General features: G+C 34.8%; 26 protein-coding genes. 21 read left to right on the top strand and 5 right to left on the bottom strand.

The features are described from left to right. Positions 1–2 precede the first annotated feature (2 nt). Positions 3–212 carry a hypothetical protein gene (locus tag ABS911_RS05995; protein ID WP_350466785.1) on the top strand — a complete coding sequence of 70 codons (210 nt, stop codon included), beginning with the start codon at positions 3–5 and terminating at the stop codon, positions 210–212. Positions 213–275: 63 nt separating this feature from the next. Here the strand turns inward: ABS911_RS05995 and ABS911_RS05990 are convergent, their stop codons facing one another. Next, on the bottom strand, positions 276–758 hold the full coding sequence (locus tag ABS911_RS05990) for a hypothetical protein (protein ID WP_350466784.1): 483 nt from the start codon (positions 756–758) through the stop codon (positions 276–278). A 196-nt stretch (positions 759–954) separates the two neighbouring features. On the opposite strand from ABS911_RS05990, the gene ABS911_RS05985 reads away from it, so the two are divergent. The 19 genes from ABS911_RS05985 (at position 955) to ABS911_RS05895 (ending at position 16,516) form a co-directional block, all read left to right on the top strand. After that, positions 955–1,536, top strand: coding sequence for a phage scaffolding protein (locus ABS911_RS05985; protein ID WP_350466783.1), 582 nt, complete (start codon positions 955–957; stop codon positions 1,534–1,536). Between the two features lie 22 nt (positions 1,537–1,558). Then, the gene (locus ABS911_RS05980; protein WP_350466782.1) at positions 1,559–2,470 is read left to right on the top strand and encodes a hypothetical protein; all 912 of its coding nucleotides are present in this window, start codon (positions 1,559–1,561) and stop codon (positions 2,468–2,470) included. A 16-nt stretch (positions 2,471–2,486) separates the two neighbouring features. Continuing rightward, the gene (locus ABS911_RS05975) at positions 2,487–2,771 is read left to right on the top strand and encodes a hypothetical protein (RefSeq protein WP_350466781.1); all 285 of its coding nucleotides are present in this window, start codon (positions 2,487–2,489) and stop codon (positions 2,769–2,771) included. Between the two features lie 37 nt (positions 2,772–2,808). Then, positions 2,809–3,342, top strand: a complete 534-nt coding sequence (locus ABS911_RS05970; RefSeq protein ID WP_350466780.1) for a hypothetical protein — start codon at positions 2,809–2,811, stop codon at positions 3,340–3,342. Further along, a complete protein-coding gene (locus tag ABS911_RS05965; protein ID WP_350466779.1) occupies positions 3,342–3,662 on the top strand; it encodes a phage head closure protein in 321 nt (106 codons plus the stop codon). Before ABS911_RS05970 ends, ABS911_RS05965 begins: the two co-directional genes overlap by 1 nt. Beyond that, the gene (locus ABS911_RS05960; protein WP_350466778.1) at positions 3,655–4,086 is read left to right on the top strand and encodes an HK97-gp10 family putative phage morphogenesis protein; all 432 of its coding nucleotides are present in this window, start codon (positions 3,655–3,657) and stop codon (positions 4,084–4,086) included. The genes ABS911_RS05965 and ABS911_RS05960 overlap by 8 nt, the downstream gene beginning before the upstream one ends. A gap of 3 nt (positions 4,087–4,089) precedes the next feature. Beyond that, the gene (locus tag ABS911_RS05955) at positions 4,090–4,458 is read left to right on the top strand and encodes a hypothetical protein (RefSeq protein ID WP_350466777.1); all 369 of its coding nucleotides are present in this window, start codon (positions 4,090–4,092) and stop codon (positions 4,456–4,458) included. Beyond that, a complete protein-coding gene (locus tag ABS911_RS05950; protein ID WP_350466776.1) occupies positions 4,458–5,105 on the top strand; it encodes a hypothetical protein in 648 nt (215 codons plus the stop codon). The genes ABS911_RS05955 and ABS911_RS05950 overlap by 1 nt, the downstream gene beginning before the upstream one ends. After that, positions 5,102–5,518, top strand: coding sequence for a hypothetical protein (locus tag ABS911_RS05945; protein WP_350466775.1), 417 nt, complete (start codon positions 5,102–5,104; stop codon positions 5,516–5,518). The genes ABS911_RS05950 and ABS911_RS05945 overlap by 4 nt, the downstream gene beginning before the upstream one ends. 101 nt (positions 5,519–5,619) lie before the next feature. Continuing rightward, entirely contained in the window at positions 5,620–5,829 is a 210-nt protein-coding gene (locus ABS911_RS05940) for a hypothetical protein (RefSeq protein ID WP_350466774.1), read from the top strand. Next, complete coding sequence (locus ABS911_RS05935) at positions 5,829–8,183, top strand: phage tail tape measure protein (protein ID WP_350466773.1); 2,355 nt, start codon at positions 5,829–5,831, stop codon at positions 8,181–8,183. Before ABS911_RS05940 ends, ABS911_RS05935 begins: the two co-directional genes overlap by 1 nt. Next, positions 8,183–9,682 (top strand): distal tail protein Dit, encoded by a 1,500-nt coding sequence (locus ABS911_RS05930; protein ID WP_350466772.1) that lies wholly within the window; start codon positions 8,183–8,185, stop codon positions 9,680–9,682. Before ABS911_RS05935 ends, ABS911_RS05930 begins: the two co-directional genes overlap by 1 nt. Further along, the gene (locus ABS911_RS05925; protein WP_350466771.1) at positions 9,679–13,209 is read left to right on the top strand and encodes a hypothetical protein; all 3,531 of its coding nucleotides are present in this window, start codon (positions 9,679–9,681) and stop codon (positions 13,207–13,209) included. The genes ABS911_RS05930 and ABS911_RS05925 overlap by 4 nt, the downstream gene beginning before the upstream one ends. A 14-nt stretch (positions 13,210–13,223) precedes the next feature. Next, positions 13,224–13,424 carry a hypothetical protein gene (locus tag ABS911_RS05920; RefSeq protein ID WP_350466770.1) on the top strand — a complete coding sequence of 67 codons (201 nt, stop codon included), beginning with the start codon at positions 13,224–13,226 and terminating at the stop codon, positions 13,422–13,424. 132 nt (positions 13,425–13,556) lie between these two features. Then, the gene (locus ABS911_RS05915; RefSeq protein WP_350466769.1) at positions 13,557–14,015 is read left to right on the top strand and encodes a YomK family phage-derived protein; all 459 of its coding nucleotides are present in this window, start codon (positions 13,557–13,559) and stop codon (positions 14,013–14,015) included. A 117-nt stretch (positions 14,016–14,132) separates the two neighbouring features. Next, on the top strand, positions 14,133–14,426 hold the full coding sequence (locus ABS911_RS05910; protein WP_350466768.1) for a hypothetical protein: 294 nt from the start codon (positions 14,133–14,135) through the stop codon (positions 14,424–14,426). Between the two features lie 69 nt (positions 14,427–14,495). Continuing rightward, positions 14,496–14,873 carry a hypothetical protein gene (locus ABS911_RS05905; RefSeq protein WP_350466767.1) on the top strand — a complete coding sequence of 126 codons (378 nt, stop codon included), beginning with the start codon at positions 14,496–14,498 and terminating at the stop codon, positions 14,871–14,873. 9 nt (positions 14,874–14,882) lie between these two features. Further along, positions 14,883–15,245, top strand: coding sequence for a phage holin, LLH family (locus ABS911_RS05900; protein WP_350466766.1), 363 nt, complete (start codon positions 14,883–14,885; stop codon positions 15,243–15,245). Beyond that, entirely contained in the window at positions 15,245–16,516 is a 1,272-nt protein-coding gene (locus ABS911_RS05895; protein WP_350466765.1) for a peptidoglycan recognition protein family protein, read from the top strand. Before ABS911_RS05900 ends, ABS911_RS05895 begins: the two co-directional genes overlap by 1 nt. Before the next feature lie 173 nt (positions 16,517–16,689). Here ABS911_RS05895 and ABS911_RS05890 read toward each other — a convergent pair whose 3' ends face one another. From ABS911_RS05890 to ABS911_RS05875, 4 genes are all read right to left on the bottom strand, one after another. Beyond that, on the bottom strand, positions 16,690–17,406 hold the full coding sequence (locus ABS911_RS05890; protein WP_350466764.1) for a DUF3800 domain-containing protein: 717 nt from the start codon (positions 17,404–17,406) through the stop codon (positions 16,690–16,692). A gap of 82 nt (positions 17,407–17,488) precedes the next feature. Beyond that, positions 17,489–17,800: an ssDNA-binding protein gene (locus ABS911_RS05885; protein ID WP_350466763.1), complete on the bottom strand. Its 312-nt coding sequence runs from the start codon at positions 17,798–17,800 to the stop codon at positions 17,489–17,491. Positions 17,801–17,888: 88 nt separating this feature from the next. Then, a complete protein-coding gene (locus ABS911_RS05880; RefSeq protein WP_350466762.1) occupies positions 17,889–18,152 on the bottom strand; it encodes a hypothetical protein in 264 nt (87 codons plus the stop codon). Positions 18,153–18,547: 395 nt separating this feature from the next. Beyond that, complete coding sequence (locus ABS911_RS05875) at positions 18,548–18,787, bottom strand: hypothetical protein (RefSeq protein ID WP_350466761.1); 240 nt, start codon at positions 18,785–18,787, stop codon at positions 18,548–18,550. 150 nt (positions 18,788–18,937) lie between these two features. Here ABS911_RS05875 and ABS911_RS05870 point away from each other — a divergent pair. Beyond that, the coding region (locus ABS911_RS05870) for an ATPase, T2SS/T4P/T4SS family (protein WP_350466816.1) at positions 18,938–19,358 on the top strand (421 nt) is incomplete at its 3' end.

Below are 19,358 nucleotides of genomic sequence, written 5' to 3'. Positions count from 1 at the left end.
ATATGGCAATGACACCATTTGAAAAAGCTGTTATCAGCGAGTTGCAAGGCATCAAGAAAGAATTGCATGAGATGAACAGAAAGAAAGCGGAACAAGGTCAAGTCGATGGCATCGATGGAGGTATCAGTGGCGGTATTGATATAGGAGCGATGATTAGTAACAGTTTGCGAGGTGCTAGTAATGAAACGTTTTCTAGTCAAATGGGTAAATAGACTATTGCTAAAAATATACCGATCTCGTTAAAAAGAGCCACCTCTAATGAGGTGGCTAGGATACTATTTTGATTTGATGAATGAAACAGGATTGAATTCTTTCCCAATAACTAAGTAATGCTCGAAAGATTGGTTAGTTTCAATATTTTTTAATCCTAAGATTACTTCCGGAATTACGATATCTTCATCAAAGTAATTTTTTTCTAAATTAGAGATGTATCCAGTTATATCTTTTAAAATCAAGTGATGCATATTTTGCGTGTATTGTTCAAACACTCTATTTCCTAATTTGGCATTTTCACCAAAAGTATAATTAAAAAAACCTATTCTTAATTCTTGTCGTTTTGCAGAATCAAGGATATTTTCATTTGTTTCATATCCCCATCCGGGAGAGAAAAAATCTATTGTAGGATAACCGTTAGCTGTTTTCTTAGTAAAGTCACCGGTATAAAGTTTGTTATCCATTTCAAATACAAGTTTAAAATCAGAAATGCTTAATATATTATTCAGTAAAAAATCAGTTAATACCATTTGTTTATAGTTCATATTTTGTTCACCTCACTTTCTACAACGAGTGTAACGCTTTCATTGGAATAAATCTATACCAAAAGCTACTTTTATAAAGTGGCTTTTTATTATGTCCTGGAGAATGACTTTAAAAGTCTTAATACCGAATGTGAGCGGAATATCTCGCACCTCTAACTGGTACCAACCAGAATAAAAAGGAATGGAGAATCATATTATGGATTGGATCAAAACGATTTTAGAAAAACACACTAAGGAAGATGAAACTGTTGACTTGGTAGAAGCAAATAAGGAGATAGACGCGGAATTTCCTAAGAATGCCGTACCTAAAACAGATTTCAACTCTAAAGTGGAAGAACTAAAGAGCGCTAACGAAACATTGGATTCTTTAAAGAAAGATAACAAAGATGTTGAAGCTCTTCAAAATACAATCAAAGAACATGAAACAACAGTTACTCAGCTACAAACAGATCTTGCAGCAGAACGCAAAACGTATGCGTTGAAGGAAGCATTGACTAAAGAAGGTGTGTCAGACGTTGATTACATGTTATTTAAGCTAGGTGAAGTTGAAACAGATAAAGACGGCAACATTATCGAATTAGACAACAAAGTTAAATCGTTAAAAGAAAATAACCCTTCTTTCTTTGGATCAGAAGACACAACCAAAATGCAAAACACCGACCCAGCTGCACCAAGGTACAAAGTAGTAGATAACAAATTAGATACAGGTAAACAAGCTAGTCCAGAAGCAGATGCAACAGCTGCGTTTGAAGCAGCACTAGGAATTAAATCAGAATAATAAAAAGAAAAGAGGAAATTAAATGCCAAACGTATTAGAATATGCAAAAATTTTTCAACCAGCTCTAGATAAACAAGTAGTACAAGAATCAACAACAGGATGGATGGAAACAAACGAAAACTTAATTAGATATAGCGGTGGTAACGAAGTTAAACTACCTAGCATCTTGATGGATGGTCTTGCTGACTATGATCGCACAAGTGGGTTTGTTGGTGGAGATGTAACACTAGAATGGGAAACTTATAAACTTACACAAGATCGTGGACGTACTTTCTCAATCGATGCAATGGATGTAGATGAAACTGCTTTTGTCGTAACGGCTGGAACTGTAATGGGAGAATTTCAACGTGTACAAGTAATCCCAGAAATTGATGCATACCGTTACTCAAAACTAGCAACGTTAGCAATCGGAGCCGGACAAACACGTTCTATCGCTTTAACTGATGCTACCTTAGTGGATGAGTTGCTTGCTGACTTAAACGCAATGGAAGATGTAATCGGAACTAAAGAAGTGGTCATCACGTTAAGCCCTATTTTAGCAGGGAAACTTGCTAAAGCTGGTAAAGATTATATATCTAAAGCAATGTTAGCAAAAGGCGCATTATCTGTTGAAGTAAACACTTTTAATGACAATGCAATCGTTAGAGCACCGTCTAAATTATTAAAAACACAATTTGAATTTCTTGATGGTACAACTACTGGTCAAGAAGCTGGTGGGTTCAAAGTTGCTGATGGAGCTTTAGACATTAACTGGTTAATTGCAACAAAAGATGCACCAATTGCAATCAGCAAAACTGATAAAACACGTACTTTCACACCAGAAGTAAACCAAAAAGCGGATGCATGGAAAGTTGACTACCGTAAATATCATGATCTATGGGTTCCAGCAAGCAAATTAACGTCTATTTACGCTAACACTAAACCAAGCGTATAAGAAGGGATGACAGTCGATGAAACAATTTAAATTAGACAACGTTATCAAAAAGACTGATAACGAAGTTAAGATTAAAAAACTTTTGCAACAAGGTTTTGTGGAAGTAAACGAAAAAGGAGAAGTTGTTAAAGAACAGCTTCCTAAAGATTCTAATGAGCTTAGCGAAGAATTAAAACATTCTAAAGCTAGAATTAAAGAATTGGAAACAGAATTAGAAAAAGCAAATGCAAATGTAGGTACAGATTCTGATGCAGAAAAGAAAACAAAAGAAGCCAAGAAAGTTGAAACTAAGAAGGGGTAAGTATCCATTCTTTTTTCTTTTGAATTGAGGTGAAAGAATGATTATTTCATTAGTTGATGCTCAAAAACTTGATCCCGAAATTGAACAAGATGATTTAGAAGCTTTTGAACAGAGTATTAGGGGATTAACCAATAATAACTTTCAAAATAAACTTGTACGATTCAATGATATAACCTTTACGAAACCAAACATTATCAATGTGTTTGGAGAAGTAAAAGGGCTAAGAATCGGTGATACCGTAGAAGTGAATTACACAGCTTATAACGATGGTTTGTATGTAGTTGAGGAATTAACTGCTGATTCAATCATAGTTGAAGGTGAACCGTTTATTTCATCAAATAGTACTAAAGCAATGGCGACTTTAGTTAGTTATCCAGCAGACATTAAAAAAGGCGTTAAAAAACTGATTAAATACGATTTAGATATGGTTGGAAAGACTGGCATTAAAACTAGGACTGTAGCAAGGATGTCTGAAACTTATTACGATGTGAACGCAAACGACAATACAGAAGGTTATCCATCATCATTGCTTTCGTTTTTAAATAAGTACGAAAAAATGGGGTGGGGTTAATGAATAGCTTTGATATCGAACAAAAGACATCGGTCGATGATGAGATAGGCGGAACATTTGAAGAATGGGCTGTTTTTAAATTAGTTAAGGGTTATATCGACTTAGTTACTGGTACAGACTTAAACACGCTTCAAAACGCCACCATTGAGCAATCAACACATATCTTAATTATCCCGATATTTATAAAAGGCATAACAGATGACATGAGAATAGTTGATTCAAACGGAAGAATATACGGTATAACGTATTCTGATGATCCGGTTGGAATTGGCCACCACAATGAAGTCTATTGTAAATACGAGGGTGATGTAAGTGCCTAAAGACGGATTTATATTTGAAGACAATTCAGATATTGTTAAAAAAGCTATGAATGCGGCATCTGAGAGAGCAATGGAAGCAGCAACGCTTTATATCGAAGGTCAAGCTAAGTCACTTGCAGCAGTTTCTAGTGGTGAAATGAGAGATAAAATCGATCATAAAGTTAGCAAAAGGAATGGCAACATTATTGGTACGGTAGGATCACCATTTATGTACGCATTCTATGTTGAATTTGGTACAGGTGAATTTGCTGAGAATGGAGCTGGTAGAAAAGGCGGGTGGAGTTTTCAAGATTCATCTGGTGAATGGTTCTTTACATGGGGCCAAGAACCACAGCCTTTCTTACGTCCAGCATTCAGAAGGAACAGGAAACAAATAGAATCCATTATCGGTGGCCAGTATAAAGCATCGTTTAAGGGGAAATAGCAGATGATTGAATTTCTAAAAGAACTAACAGCACAATTTAAAATGGTAACATCTGAAAGTTTTCACGAAAAAAATCGTAAAACAACAGTGGTTTATCCATATCTGACGTTTGATTTTGATACAGAAGCAATAGAGCGTAACGTAGATGGTTTTTATATTGATGTAGACGTATTCGACAACAACACGTCTTACATTAACGTGTTTACGTTGGAACAATCCTTAAAAGACCATTTTAAAGACAACACGAAATTAACCGATGATTTATTAATTCGGTTTAATTTTTTGCGCTCAAATAAAGTTACAACGGGTGATGACAAGATAAAAAGAAGAAGTTTGCAATTTTATTGTAAAACTGATTGGAGGAAAAAGTAATGGGATTAAAAAAAACAGGCTATTCAGAAACGACAGCTAAGAACTACGTAATCAATGCAGCGACAGTTTATACAGACATTAAATATGTTGCAGCAGATGGATTTAGTGGTACTTTGCATGGTGCTACATCTGGTGGGGTTACATTGACTATTGAACAGACCTACCGTGATGTTGAAGTAGACGGTACTACTCACATGAAAGTTAAAGGAAACAAAGTTTTAGAAGCAGCAACAGCTACGGTTACCGCAAATATGAAAGAAATTACAGCTGAAACGATCCGTCAATCGTTAAATGGAGCAATTGAAGCAGCAGCTACAGCCGATGCACCTGCAGGTTATAAAGTGATCACAACTAAGCGTTATTTAGACGATGGTGACTATATAAATAATATTGCAGTTGTAGGAACATTATCCGGTACAAATGAACCAGTCATCGCTATTTTAGACAATGCACTATGCACAAGCGGTTTAGAATTAGCGACAGAAGATAATGGTGAAGCGATCATTGAACAAGTTTACGAAGCACATGCATCTGTTGACCAACTTGATAAAGATGAATTTCCATGGAGAATTCTTTTTCCGACAGTAAGTTCAGAAACTTCCGCGTTATCGACAACTTCAACTGTTCAGGAGGACGAATTTAAATGACATTAGAAATGAGAGAGCTGAAGGGTGATGATTTATTCACTCTTCTTTCAATTGTAGGGAAGTTAGACATTAAAGATGAGTTCATAAAAATATTTGAAGGAAATGCAGAAGCTTCAACAGTTATACCAATGGATAAAAAGAAAAAGGAACCAACTAAAGCAGAAAAGGATAAGAAAGAAGAAGAAGCGGAAAAACGTGGAATGGAAGCGATGGCCGGATTACTGCAAAAAGTCATGATGAATGCCAGCAAATTAAAACCAGATATTAATTCATTGCTTGCAGATTTAACTGGGAAGGGCATTGGAGAAATACAAAAATTAAATTTGAAAGAATATACCAGTTTAATTATTGGATTCTTTAAGAAACCGGAATTGGGCGATTTTTTCTCATCTATCGCATCGTTACTTCAATAGACGATGGCGATTTTAAATTAAAAGATACCTTATTTAAAAGATACAGCAATCCGTTAATCCTTATGAGTACATACACTCTAGAAGGTTTGGCGGATTTTATTTTGCAATTGTTTGATAAAGAAAGTGAAGACGATCTTTGGGAAACATGGCTCCATAAGGATCACGAAAATACGTTTAAAGATTATAAAAAGAAATACTTCAAAAAAATACGCAATAGCAAAAAACAATCTTTATCAAAAGAAGAAGAACAAAAAAACATCGAAAATGCAATGAAATATATCAAGCCGATTAATAAAGGCGGTGAAAATTAGTGGGAGAAATCTTCAAATTATTTGGAACCATCGGGTTAAATAATAAAGAAGCAAATGAAGGTATTGACGAAACAACAGGTAAAGCCAAAAGCGCTGGTAGTAAGATTGCTGGATTCTTTAAAAAAGCAGCTATAGCTATTGGTACAGCATTTGCTGCAACTAAAGTATTAGGATTCGGAAAGATGGCAGTTGAAGCGGCTGCGACAGCTAAAGCAATTCAATCTCAATTTGACCAAGTATTCGGTAATTTAGGAACAGAAGCACAGAAAAAGGTAGAAGAACTAGGTAAGTCTTTCGGAATGCTACCCAACCGACTTAAACAGCCGTTTGCTGCAACTGTATCTATGTTTAAAGGTTTAGGAATGACCACCGAAGAAGCTATGAAACAAGCTGAAACATCAGTAACAGCGGCAGCAGATGCAGCAGCTTTCTATGATGTATCCTATGAATCAGCAAATGCTTCATTAACATCTTTCTTAAAAGGCAACTATGAAGCCGGCGAATCAATTGGTATTTTTGCGAATGAAACACAAATGGCTCAATATGCTATATCACAAGGTCTTGTAGGATCAACAGCAGAATGGCAAAAACTAGACGAAGCAACGAAACAAGCAACACGTTTAGAATACGCAAAAAACATGCAAGAACAAGCAGGAGCAACAGGTCAAGCAGCGCGTGAATCAGAAGGCTACGAGAATCAAATGGGTAATTTAAAACAAGCATGGCAAGATTTTCTAGCTGTTGTTGGTGGTCCAATTTTGGAGCCAGTTGTTGCTGGATTGATGACAGTTTCTGATTGGTTAAGTACTGCAGGCGAAAAAGTGATCGAAATTCAAGCCTGGTTTGGAGAATTGAAAGCAGAAGTCCAAGATTCTACAGCTTGGAATACATTAAAAGAGGTTATGCAGCCAGTTATTGACGCGTTTCAATCAATGAAAGACTCGATGAGCAACAGCACGTTTCTAAGTGACATAAAAAACTCATTAACAGAAATGAAAAATTCAATGTTGGAAATAGATTTTGTTAAACTTTCCGCGGATCTCCAAGCGTTTATTGATAAATGGTTTCCCTTGATTGCTGGTATTGGAGCAGCTACTGCAGCGTTTGGTTTATATTCACTAGCTTTAGGCATTAAGTCAGGAATAGAAACAATTGCTATTGTTAGCATGTATGCAATGAGTGCAGCAGGTGGTATTTTAGCAGGAGTTATGGCACTTCTAACAAGTCCAATTACTTTGGTTATATTAGCAATTGGTGCACTTGTGGCTGCAGGAGTTTATTTATGGCAAAACTGGGATACCGTTAAAGCGAAAGCTATTGAACTGAAAGACAAACTTGTTTCAGACTTTATTGAATTGAAAGACCTTGTAACAGGGGCTTTAGAAACTTTGAAAACAGCTGCATTAGAAGATTTTAACGAATTGATGAATTTAGGTGGACAAGCAGTCAGTACATTAAAAACTGCTGCAAGTGAAGATTTTAATGAGCTTGCAAATATTGGTTCGTCTGCTTTTGAAAAACTCAAAACTGCGGCTATTGATGATTCAAATGAATTGAAAAATGGAGCGTCAACTATTTATAAAACGTTGAAAAATGCAGCGATAAGTGATTTCACTGAACTTAAAACTGGTTCTGTAAATAAATTTAATGAATTAAAGACAGGTGCTATCAATAAATTTAATGAAATGAAAACTTCGGTAGTAAATAAAGCAAATGAATTAAAAAACGGAGCAGTAAATAAATTCAATGAATTAAAGAATGGCGCAGCTGAGAAAATAAGATCAACAGTTAGCACGATTGGTTCTAAATTTTCAGAAGTGTACGACAAAATTATGAGCCCTATAAACAGAGCAAAAAACGCAGTGAAAACAGCCATTGATGCAATGAAAAATTTCTTTGACTTTAATTGGAGCTTACCATCTATAAAAATGCCTACTTTTAGTGTAAGTGGTTCTAAAAACCCGATTAAATGGTTAGAAGAGGGAGTACCCAAACTATCTGTTAATTGGCATGCTGCCGGTGGTATTTTTGATAAAGCTACGTTGTTCAATACTTCTAGCGGTATGCACGGTGTTGGAGAAGCTGGTCCTGAAGCTATTATTCCATTAAACCGTGAAACGTTAGGCGGAATTGGTTCCGGAATTTCTTCAACAATGAATTTTGGTGTTTCGGAAGCTTTAATGCTATTAAATAACTTAATTAGTGAAGTTAAAAGACTAGCTGATGTTCCAATCATCGTTGAAATGGATATCGATGGAAAACGAATTACAAGAGAATTGGCAAACCCAATGCGAACTGAATTAGAAAAAATCGATGTTAATAAATCTATTATTAAGAAGGGGCGTAAGTTTTAATGTCAAAAATTATTACAGCAACATTTAATGGACATGACCTTTCAGATTTATTAATTATTAATAGTCTAAAAAGGGGCGTGCGCCTTGGAAGAACATTAAATTCTAAAAATAGAAAAGGTAAAAAAGGAGTTGACTTTCTAGGTTATTCTTCTGAATTAATTTCTTTTAATATGGCATTTACATTTAAATACAATATTAAAGAAAAACGAGAACTACTCTTAGAAATATTGAATGTTGTTGATCCTAAGCCTCTTGTCTTTAGTGATAATCCTAATAAAATTTACTATGCTTTTCCTCAAGGTGATATTAATATAGCGGAATCATCTGCATTAGGAGAAGGTACGATCACTTGGGAAATACCAGACGGAGTCTCTTATTCAATACAAAACTACTTGTTCACCAATAAAGCCACAGATGGAGAACTATTTGACTATGTAACTATTAATAATCCAGGATCAGAACCAATCGATTTAGAGCTGTCCGCAACTTTTAAATCTGACAATGGGTTCTTAGGTATTGAAAGTGACACAGGTACAGTAAGGTCTCTATTTGGCGATATGGAAGAAATAGACGGGTATGATTATGAAATTTCTGAAAAGTTATTTGATGATCATTTCAATGTTCCTCCGGGGTGGGTTTTAAACAATGGAGTAGTTCCTCTGGTCACGAATAGCGTAACGCAACAAGGTACGTTTGGGTATACACAAGAAAAGGCCGGTGAAGGTTTTGCAAGACCAACAAGTTATGGACCACCTACTACTTCATGGAGTGGTCCTTCTTTAACAAAAGTTATTCCAGCTGATTCTGAAGGAGCCTATCCAGAAAATTGGACAGCGGCATTTCGTAGTGATTTTAATACAGATGGCGGAGGAAAAACAAAAGCGAACCAGGTTGGCCACCAGTCGATTACATTCGCAGATCAAAACAATAAAATTATCGTATCCGTTGTAATCGAGGACAATACCCTTTCAGCAGAAAAAAGTGATCTAGCTATTTATATTCGGAATAAAAGAGTATATGACAGTCGAAATACTACTAGTTATTACGTTACTGCTAGACCAGGTAGCAGTAACCACATTAAAGTTGCAAAAATAGGCAATAAAATAAATGTAGAACTCGCTTTTATTGGCCGTAAATTATCATTTGATTTTAGTGAATCTGATATTTTTTTAAGGAAAGTTACTTTTTACAGTGCACGTTATAAAGCCTTATTGCCTATGCAAAATAATTTAATTCGTGCATTAAATGTATCGAAACATAATGTTGAAAAATGGGAAGAAATTCCTAATAAATTCATGAATGGCGATAAACTAACTTATGGTAAAAGTGACCGAAATATTTATTGTCGATTAAATGAAATGAATGCTTTAGAAATGCGAGATGTAGGGAGCACATTGATCACAGCTCCTCCTGGAGAAAGCATTTTATATTTGGCATACAGCTCATTTAGTGATACACCAGAAGTTACTCTTAAAGGAAAGGCGCGATTTATCATATGATTTTTACACTTACAGACCGTGATTATAATGTGTTGGATGCTTATGAAACAGATGATTATCTAATAGGAAATTACATCGGTACTATCATAAAATCGCTAGATATTAATGTACTTGTTAAAAGTGAAAACGCAAAAAATTGGACATACGGAAATTACATTATGTGTGAGGATCAAACTGGTTATAAATACTGGTTTACTATCTACGATTCGGAAGATTCTTACACTGCTGACGAGAAAAATTTAATGTGTTACAGCGGGACGATTGACATTGTGAGTGAAGATGCGAATCCAATCGGTAAGCCATCTGAACCGCAACCATTCACGTATTACTTTAACCGTATTTTTAATGACACAGGCATCACGATTGGAGTAAATGAATTAACAGGCTTATCAAGAAGTTTAGAGTACACATCTGAAAGTGTTTCAAATGCTGAAATGTTGCAGTATGTATTAAATGGATTTGATAATGCAGAAGCTGATTTAGCCGTTGAATTTAAAGGTAGTACGCCAACGGCTTTAGTATTAAATGTATTCAAGCGAATTGGTGAAGAGGAGCCACAGACAACATTAACTGATGAAGATGATTCGCTAACTTCACTGGATCGCACGGGTAGTATTTCTGATTTAGCTACGTGTTTAAATCCAGTTGGAGCCAACGAGGAAGAAACAGAAACACCAATAACGTTAGCGGGTAATTACTACGAAGAGTTAGATGAAAATGGAAATATATTATACTATTCACCAACTAGTCATGCTCGTGTTTATTCGGTTGAAGGTCGAAGAAACTTCTATGTTCAGTTACCGAATAAAAAAAATGGAGAGTTTGACGGCTATATAAATAGACGTTATACCTCTCAGGCTTCTTCTAAAGATGCACTATGGAAAGAGTCGCTTGTACAACTCAAAAAGATTGACCAACCAACAGTGACATATGAAGCTAAAGGGAGTATTGATTGTCAAATAGGTGACAACATTCAAATTGTCAGCAACGAATTGCAACCGCCTGTGATGATTTCCGCACGAGTGCTGGAATACAAATTCAATGATGATAATCCTACACTTAACGAGTATAAATTTGGTAACTATCAGGAACTAGAAAGTAATATTGATCAGTTGTCTAAAATGATGGAAGAAATCAAAAAGAGCATTATTTTTATTAGTTCTCAAGTAGTTGAATATGTACTAAGTGATCAAGGAGACACAGTGCCACCTGATGGCTGGACTTTGGAACAACCAGCTATTGAACCAGGTAATTGGCTTTGGATACGTACGACTACCAATTTAAGCAATGGTGATCAGACAGTTTCTTATGCTGTTTCTTATGCTGGTAGTGATGGCAAAGACGGTAAGGATGGAGAACAAGGACCTCCAGGTTTAAATGGTTTGCAGGGTGACCAAGGAGAGCAGGGACTGCCAGGACTTAAAGGTGCAGATGGTAAGACACAATACACTCATATTGCCTATGCCAATTCGTCTGATGGCTCAGTTAGTTTTAGCACATCGGTTTCACTGAATAAGCTTTACATCGGTATGTACGTTGACTTTACAGCTAACGATTCTAGTAATCCAAGTTTATATAACTGGACTCTGATAAAGGGTGCTGATGGTACACAAGGAATACCTGGTGTCAAAGGTTCCGACGGTCAAACATCATATCTACACATTGCGTACGCCGCCAATTCAACAGGTACAGCAGGATTTAGCACAACGGTAAGTGCTGGAAAAACGTACATTGGACAGTATACAGACTTTATATCTGCAGATTCCAATGATCCTGCTAAATATGCTTGGACTCTTATTAAAGGTGAAAAAGGTGATACCGGAGAGCAGGGCCCTCAGGGTTTGCAAGGTCTGCAAGGAACTAAAGGCGATCAGGGATTACCTGGTTCTAAAGGTGCTGATGGTAAGACTCAGTATACGCATATAGCATATGCCACCAACTCCACAGGTACAGCAGGTTTTAGTACCTCAGATTCCACAGACAAAACTTATATTGGTATGTATGTGGACTTTACCGAAGCTGATTCAAGCACACCTAGCATGTATAATTGGACTCTAATTAAAGGCGCAGACGGTAGTCAGGGTATTCCTGGTGTTAAAGGTCCTGATGGACAAACTTCATATTTACACATAGCATATGCTACTAATGCTACAGGTACTGCTGGATTTTCTACCACTGTAAGCGCAGGTAAGACGTACATTGGACAGTATACGGACTTTGCTTCAGCCGATTCAACAGATCCTGCTAAATATGCATGGACTCTAATTAAAGGAGATAAAGGAGATACTGGAGCAACAGGCCCTAAAGGTGATACAGGGTCTACTGGATCAACAGGTGCTGCTGGACAAAATGCGATAACCGGTTATTTAACAAATGAAAGTTTAATCTTACCAGCCAATCCATCTGGGGTTGTTTCTAGTTATTCTGGAGCTAATGGCTATTTCAGAATTATGGATGGAAATTCTCAAGCTTTATCCGGAATTACTTTCTCTTTAGTTTCTGCAACTGGTATCACAACCGCGATAAATGCATCCGGTTATTTTGCAGTGACAGCTATGAGCGCAGACGTAGGAACAGCAACATATAGAGCTGTTTATAAAGGTGTGACGATTGAAAAAATCATTATGGTTGTAAAAAACAAGCAAGGTGTTACAGGAGCGACTGGTGCAACTGGAAGTCCTGGTACTAATGGTAAAGACGGAGCAACAGGCCCACAAGGTCCAGCAACTGGAATTACTCAACAAGCAACCGTGCCAACTGGACCATATGTTGGAATGCTATGGAAAAATACAGGAGCATCCGGTTATATTAATGGGGTTACCTATCGGTGGAACGGAAGCAAATGGGAAATCTTTTTAATGAGTGTAGAAAATTTAAGTGTTACTAATTTAGCAGCTATAGCAAGTACGTTAGGAGCAGTTACTAACCCTTTTACTGGTGTAATATCAGAAGGCGGGATACTGGATGGAAATACTACGATTTCTGATGCGTTTGTAAAAATTAAAGGAACTGAACGAACGAGCAAACAACAATTTGGTACAGAACTTGGGCCTTTAAATTTATATTCGTATCTTTCAAATTCAATTGGCGTTATCCAAAGCTTCTTTGACCTAAGCTCAAATGGTTTAAACATGTACACAAATGGTATCGGGTCTGGAAGCATCTCAGCAGAGCAATTAATTGCCGTTCCATTCACGAATATTCCACTTTCAGCAGGATTTATTACAAAAGAAAACAACCCTCCACAATATAGAGTTACTAAAGCTCTGGATGGTTCATACCAGTGTGAGATTGTGGGACAAGTAGGGCTATCTAGTGGTGATATGGGGACCACAATGAGATATAATGCCGGAACATTACCCGTTAATGCCCGACCACTTAGAAATGAATTTTTCTATGCACCAACCGATCGAATGGGTGGCAGGTTGGCCGTGACAACAGCTGGTGTAGTTCAACTTAGTCTAGCTGCAGCTAATGAATATGCTGGATTATCTGCTAGATTTGTATGTAAAGGTCCATTAACTTAAAAGGAGGAAATAAGATGTTAAGAATAAGTAATATACAATTTGTTTATAATCAAGAGAACAAAGTTGCGGGTTATCGAGTTGCTTTTGATGGAGATGGATCAGCAATTAAAATGTTGTCTGGTAGTATTGAATTAAGTAACGAAGAAATAGATTTAACTAACGTAACACTATTAGTACAAAAAAAGTTAGCTAGTGTTTTGGACACTAGTGAATAATAAGTATAAATCATCTTATAAAGTCTATATAAATTAATACAGATGAAATTGTTGTAGAATTACTAAGTAAATAAAAAATATCTGATTAACTATTCTCCTTCATAACCGATTGTATTATGAGGGAGGAATTGCATGAAAAAAGAAGAGTTAGAAAGAAAATTATTAATTAATGACCCAGTAATACTTTCAAATTTTATTGAAAAAGAGTTCTTAGAGGTCGATAATGATATTCCGTCAAAACTAACAAATAATATTGACTCATTAAAGAAAATTGATAGGGACATTCTAAATCAAATAATAGCTAAAATGGATTGTATGAAAGCAGATTTTGAATATCATAGCCAAGTTACTACTGTACTTTCAATGATGATAGCTGCTTTAACATTCTTTATAAACTTTGCTATTATGGATGATAATAAAAACGGATGGTTTTATGTTTTTTTTGTCTTTTCAATAGTAGCGTTAGTTATTTCAATAGGTATACTTACTATTCAGTTGCTCAGACAAAAGAAAAGAACAACTATAGCGGTTTATTTTAAATCATTGTTAGTGGAGACAAAGAATTCTTTAAATCAATCTGATAATGTATAAAGGTTACTAAAATTAAATAAATAAAGGAACTATTGATAATGATTAATGTATACATTGATTCTTTAAATAATTATGGTTATATTTAATCTATACCTATAGAGAAAGAGAGATGATGTAATGATTTTTCATGATATTAGTTCAGGCGTAGATGAAGAAAATGTAACAAAAAAAGTAATAGTAGAAATTACTGAAGATGGTAAAGTTTTAAGAAACGTTACTTTAGATATTGATAAGGAATATAAAGTTAATTCCTATAGCAAAAAGAAAATGAAATATCAAGACAGAAAAGGTGTTATTAGATCATTTAAGAATAATGAAGACAATGACGAGTTAAAGGCTCATATACAATTTTCAGATGATAATAGTCTTGGATGGGTTGATGTCAAAGATTTAGAAAAGGTAACAAAATAAAGTTAATAGTACAGACGAAGAGTGGCCAGAAATGGTTGCTCTTTTTAATTTGAAAAGGAGTGATGGAATGTGAAAGATATTGAAACACCAAGCTTAGAAAATCATGAAATTAGAATTTATAAGCTTGAACAATCAAATGAAGATATTCAAAAGAATATAAAAGAACTAAAAGATTCAGTTTTAGTTAACCAAGCTCAATCAGCAGAACGCTCAAAAATCATGATTAGTCAAAACGAAAGCTTAATGAAGCAAAATGAACGATTATCAGAGCAAATGGGAAATGTCTTTAGTACCGTAACCAGCACTAGAGAAAAAGAAGCTGAACGATCACAGGAAATGAAAAAATTAAGCACAGATACTCGTATGAAGTTAGCTACTATGATTATTGGAGCAGGTAGTGTTGGGTATTTAGTTATTGAAACATTCTTAAATCTAATTGGAAAGTAGGAGATAAATATGGAACAAATACAAACGGCTCTTATAGGAGCATTAGGAACTATTATAGTTAGTCTTATTGGAGCCATTACCAAAAAGGTAGTGGCTTTTTTAGATGAAAAAGGAATCAACGAAAAACTTAGTCGAAAACAGTATCTAGTGGATATTGCTGTCAATGCGGCTGAACAAATTTGGCATAATGAAGATGGTGCAATCAAGTTGGCCAATGCTCGAAAAGAGGCAATTAAATTATTGAATGAAAATAAAATTAATATTACGAATGCGGAACTACAAAATTTAATTGAAGCAAGCGTTAAAGCAATGAATGATGCGTTTAACAGTACTAAAGTTGGAGTAATTGAAATGAAAGAGGAGGTAAAATAATGGGTACCGTGACTAAAATTAATCGCGATGATATTGTAAATGGAAAAGCTGGTAAACGTCCTGGTAAACCTAAAGGAGGAGTTTTCCATAATGATTATGGTGCAATGACACCTCAACAATACGTTGCTTGGTTAATTGCTCGTAGAAAAGAAGGGCGATTAGGATTAGGTTTTGCTCCATATTATATTAATAGTTCAGCTATTTTAAGAGCAGATAATACTGGAAACAAAGCTTGGCACACCGCTAATAATGAAGGGAATATTTGGTATCTTGGTTATGAAGTAGTCCAAAGTTATTATGGTATCATCTCGGATAAAGAGTTTATCTTGAACGAAGATATGACTTTACGCCAAATGGCTGAAGACTTCCATTTTTATGGATTAAAGCCGAACAAAGAGACCATTCGTCTACACAGCGAATTCTCTGCGACATCGTGTCCGCACCGTTCTTGGGATCTTCATGGTAAATCAACTAATGCTTTAAAAAGTTACCTTATCACTAAAGTAACAAGATATATGTCGTTAGGAAAAACAGTAGAAGAGATGCTTAAAAAAGAAGGTGTATCTGCACCAGTTGTTCCAGTGTCAAATACAGTAACTCCTCAACCAGATGGTAAGACCGTTAAAGTTGGTAAGCAAGCTAAACAGTGGGAAACAGGATCAAACATCCCTACCTTTGTAATTGACCAAGTTTATGATGTACTAGCTTCTAAACCAGTTACTAAATCACGTTCTAAAAAAGCGTATTTGATCGGTAAAGGAAAGGTTGCTACTGGATGGCTATTAGAACAAGATGTGGACGGATTCAAAACTGCAGGTGGTGGAAATACAAACAAAGCTACTCCTACAACTAAACCAGCAATTACAGGAACAACAACAGAAACTCAATCAATTGCTGGTGTTCAGATGTTCTTGAATCGTTGGTTTTATGGCGGACTAACAGTTGATAATTTAGCTGGTTCTGCAACAAATAAAGCGTTGATTAAAGCCTTGCAAATGGAATTGAACAGCCAGTTTAATGCAGGACTTAAAGTTGATGGATTATGGGGAGCAAAAACTAAAAATGCTTGTATCACGGTTCGTGAAGGAGCAAATGGTAACCTTACTCGTTTAATCCAAGCTGTATTAATTTGTAAAGGTTATGACGTAAAAGGTTTTGACAGCAAATTCGGAGACGGATTAGATAAAGCTGTTAAACAATTCCAAAGTGACAAAGGCTTAACAGTGGACGGTCTAGTAGGAAAAGGAACGTTCGAAGCTTTATTTAAATAGACGCAACAAAACCCTATCTCTTAATTGAGGTAGGGTTATTTTTATATAAAAAAAAGACACCTATAAAGGTGTCAATTCAACGAGTAAGAGGTGTCAATACATAACACTTACTAAATTATAGCTCTTTCCCCGTTTATCAGAGGACTTGCTCTGTACAAATTAATATAACATACTTAATTAGATGTGGCAAGTGGCTTACTTGTAAAATAAATAGGATGTTTTCTACAAGTGATATAACTATTAGCATCTAAAACTAATTGTAAGTCATCACAAATATTTTCGTATCTATTAAATTTACAATTTGCTAATAAATCAGCAATCTGTATAGGTCTATAAGCACTTGACTCCATAAAATCAACTTCGAAAATTATATCAGATTCAGTGTAAGCTTGAGTTAAATAATTTCCAGCTTTGAATTTTTTATTTAGATACACTGGAAATGGGTCCCTTCCGATTAAAGTAGTTTGATTTTGATTATCTATATACACATGTATTTTATCAATATCTTCAATTTTACGTAATTTTAAATCATTTATAACATCTTCTATAAAACGTCTTAATATGTAATTTTTATGCAATTGTACAGCTTGTTTATTACTAAATTCTAGGGTTAGTTTAGAGACATCTGTTGCGACAAAAGAAGGGTTGAAACTATCAGGATGTGTATTAATTAACTTTCTTAGAACTTTTCTTTTATGTTTATGTTTCATAGAGCTTGATTTCACTTCTTTTAATGTATGATAAATCTTTTTCATCTCAAGAGCATAAGTTCTACTTATAGCTGGAACATCATCCGTTTTACACCAGAATCCTCCATAAATAAAATATTTTGAATAATAATTTTCGTGAAGTTGACCAGAGTCATCTATAAAAATTGAAATTTCTGCCATTAAAAACACCTCTCATAACTTTAGTATCATCATTAATAATACACTAAATATATAATAAATGTTATCGATAATTAAATTGGTTTTAATTCATTGCTTTCCTATGTGGTAGTTTATTTAGTTTATAATCCCACAGCTGACCGTATCTAGTAGCTTGACTATTAATTTTATACTCCTGGATAATCAATTGTTTACGTTCGTTAATTGTACAATCAACAGTCAATCCAGTACCATTTTCAACCTCATAAACAAACTTAAAAGCTTTCTGCCCAGCAATCAAACAGTTATGAATTTTACCGTTCACGTCTAAAGCAATGTAGCAAAACGGGTACCCGTGTTTAGTATTGATCACTTTAACATCCGAAACAACTTTACCAGTAAACATAGCAGCGTTCATAATTCTTCATCCTCCTTCAAATAATCTTCTAAGTCATCCTCTATAAGTAACAAGCTACTTTCTCCAAGACCCCAAACATCATCCATAATCATTCCTCCAATTCGATAGTAATGATAAATGCATTAACTCCAAAAGGAACGCCATCCATCCGATACTTGCCAATTTCACCCATACGAATTGTCTGTATCATAGCTGAATATTCGATATCATATTCTTTAATATCTTTATGACAAACCTTATTCGTTAAGTAATCGAATTGTTCTTTGCTCGGATACTCTTCTTCAAAGCAAATTTCTTTTTCATCTATCTTCATATAATTTTGGTTAAATTCTTGTATTTTACATTTTTTCATACCGTTCACCTCGTGTTTATTATACGAACGTATGTTTGTTTTGTAAAGCGAACAGATTGAAATAAATTATAAAAAACAAATGATATCGCTTTCTAAACATGTTCAATACAGTTATAATAAAAGTGTTAAAATAGTATAGTTAAATGAATTCCATTTAGTTGGTTTCGGTGAGATAGCTACCTTATCGTTATAATTAATTGGAATTTGTTTGCACTATTTTAACCGTATAGATCATCTTAACGGATGAGACTGCAAGAGTATTCGGTATTCTTGGCACATAGTTTACCGGTAACCCCTAATTCTTAATTCCGCTAAGGTTAGGGGTTATTTTTTTATAGTAAAAAACCTTCACTAGCGAGAAGTGAAGGTATCTATAATATGTGAAATTAATAATGTTATAGGTCATTAAGGAATATCTCAATAAAATCTTCGTCTACTAAGTAGGAAGAGATTAAGAAATTAGCAAAAGAACTTGCTCGAACTATATCTGGAAAAGAATATGTAATAATCTGTTTCTTGTAATGAATATTTACATAAGGACCTTTTAAAGAACTATAAACTTCTATTTTTAAATCTTTGTGTCTAAAAAGAGTGACTATCAAAGCTATTTTTAAATCATTTTCAAAAAATTCCATTGATATTCTCCTTTCAATATAGTAATTATAATATATGCAATGTTTTTTAAATACATTTATTTATTAAAGCTTAAAACCCACCTGTATAATAGGTAGGTTTTTTTATTTTATTTTCGTAGGTATCAATTTTAGGCTAATGAAAAAGCGGGAATTACGTATGAAACATTATTAAAATCTAGTTTAAGACATCATCCAGATACAATTATTATTGGTGAAATTAGAGATGATGAGACGGCAAAAATGGTGATAAGAGGAGCTTTGACCGGTCATTTAATTATTGCTAGTGTACATGCAAAGAATACTGTAGGGGTCATTTCTCGCTTATTGGAATTGGGAGTAACACAAGAACAATTAAAACAAACATTACTTGGAGTAATATTTCAAAAGTTGATTCCAAGGTATTGCTCTTTTTGTAACGGTGATTGTGTTCCCTCATGTGGACACATGCGTATATACGAAAAGAGAGCCGTTTTATATGAGGTTTTTTCGCGAAAAGAACTGAAACAATATCTCGCTCAGATAAAAACGGAAGAAGAAATTCAAAGAAAACAAACTAGGTCTTTTAATTTGT

It is taken from the genome of Carnobacterium sp. (assembly GCF_040274425.1).
The sequence above is the reverse complement of the archived record's forward strand: the minus strand, read 5'-3'. Positions and strand labels throughout refer to the sequence as shown.

Coding starts and splice junctions, on each gene's coding strand:
- ABS911_RS05895 (WP_350466765.1), top strand. CDS start 15,245: ATGGGTACCGTGACTAAAATTAATCGCGATGATATTGTAAATGGAAAA.
- ABS911_RS05975 (WP_350466781.1), top strand. CDS start 2,487: ATGAAACAATTTAAATTAGACAACGTTATCAAAAAGACTGATAACGAA.
- ABS911_RS05945 (WP_350466775.1), top strand. CDS start 5,102: ATGACATTAGAAATGAGAGAGCTGAAGGGTGATGATTTATTCACTCTT.
- ABS911_RS05965 (WP_350466779.1), top strand. CDS start 3,342: ATGAATAGCTTTGATATCGAACAAAAGACATCGGTCGATGATGAGATA.
- ABS911_RS05980 (WP_350466782.1), top strand. CDS start 1,559: ATGCCAAACGTATTAGAATATGCAAAAATTTTTCAACCAGCTCTAGAT.
- ABS911_RS05995 (WP_350466785.1), top strand. CDS start 3: ATGGCAATGACACCATTTGAAAAAGCTGTTATCAGCGAGTTGCAAGGC.
- ABS911_RS05915 (WP_350466769.1), top strand. CDS start 13,557: ATGAAAAAAGAAGAGTTAGAAAGAAAATTATTAATTAATGACCCAGTA.
- ABS911_RS05950 (WP_350466776.1), top strand. CDS start 4,458: ATGGGATTAAAAAAAACAGGCTATTCAGAAACGACAGCTAAGAACTAC.
- ABS911_RS05990 (WP_350466784.1), bottom strand. CDS start 758: ATGAACTATAAACAAATGGTATTAACTGATTTTTTACTGAATAATATA.
- ABS911_RS05970 (WP_350466780.1), top strand. CDS start 2,809: ATGATTATTTCATTAGTTGATGCTCAAAAACTTGATCCCGAAATTGAA.
- ABS911_RS05930 (WP_350466772.1), top strand. CDS start 8,183: ATGTCAAAAATTATTACAGCAACATTTAATGGACATGACCTTTCAGAT.
- ABS911_RS05955 (WP_350466777.1), top strand. CDS start 4,090: ATGATTGAATTTCTAAAAGAACTAACAGCACAATTTAAAATGGTAACA.
- ABS911_RS05910 (WP_350466768.1), top strand. CDS start 14,133: ATGATTTTTCATGATATTAGTTCAGGCGTAGATGAAGAAAATGTAACA.
- ABS911_RS05920 (WP_350466770.1), top strand. CDS start 13,224: ATGTTAAGAATAAGTAATATACAATTTGTTTATAATCAAGAGAACAAA.
- ABS911_RS05985 (WP_350466783.1), top strand. CDS start 955: ATGGATTGGATCAAAACGATTTTAGAAAAACACACTAAGGAAGATGAA.
- ABS911_RS05885 (WP_350466763.1), bottom strand. CDS start 17,800: ATGAACGCTGCTATGTTTACTGGTAAAGTTGTTTCGGATGTTAAAGTG.
- ABS911_RS05925 (WP_350466771.1), top strand. CDS start 9,679: ATGATTTTTACACTTACAGACCGTGATTATAATGTGTTGGATGCTTAT.
- ABS911_RS05875 (WP_350466761.1), bottom strand. CDS start 18,787: ATGGAATTTTTTGAAAATGATTTAAAAATAGCTTTGATAGTCACTCTT.
- ABS911_RS05900 (WP_350466766.1), top strand. CDS start 14,883: ATGGAACAAATACAAACGGCTCTTATAGGAGCATTAGGAACTATTATA.
- ABS911_RS05880 (WP_350466762.1), bottom strand. CDS start 18,152: ATGAAAAAATGTAAAATACAAGAATTTAACCAAAATTATATGAAGATA.
- ABS911_RS05890 (WP_350466764.1), bottom strand. CDS start 17,406: ATGGCAGAAATTTCAATTTTTATAGATGACTCTGGTCAACTTCACGAA.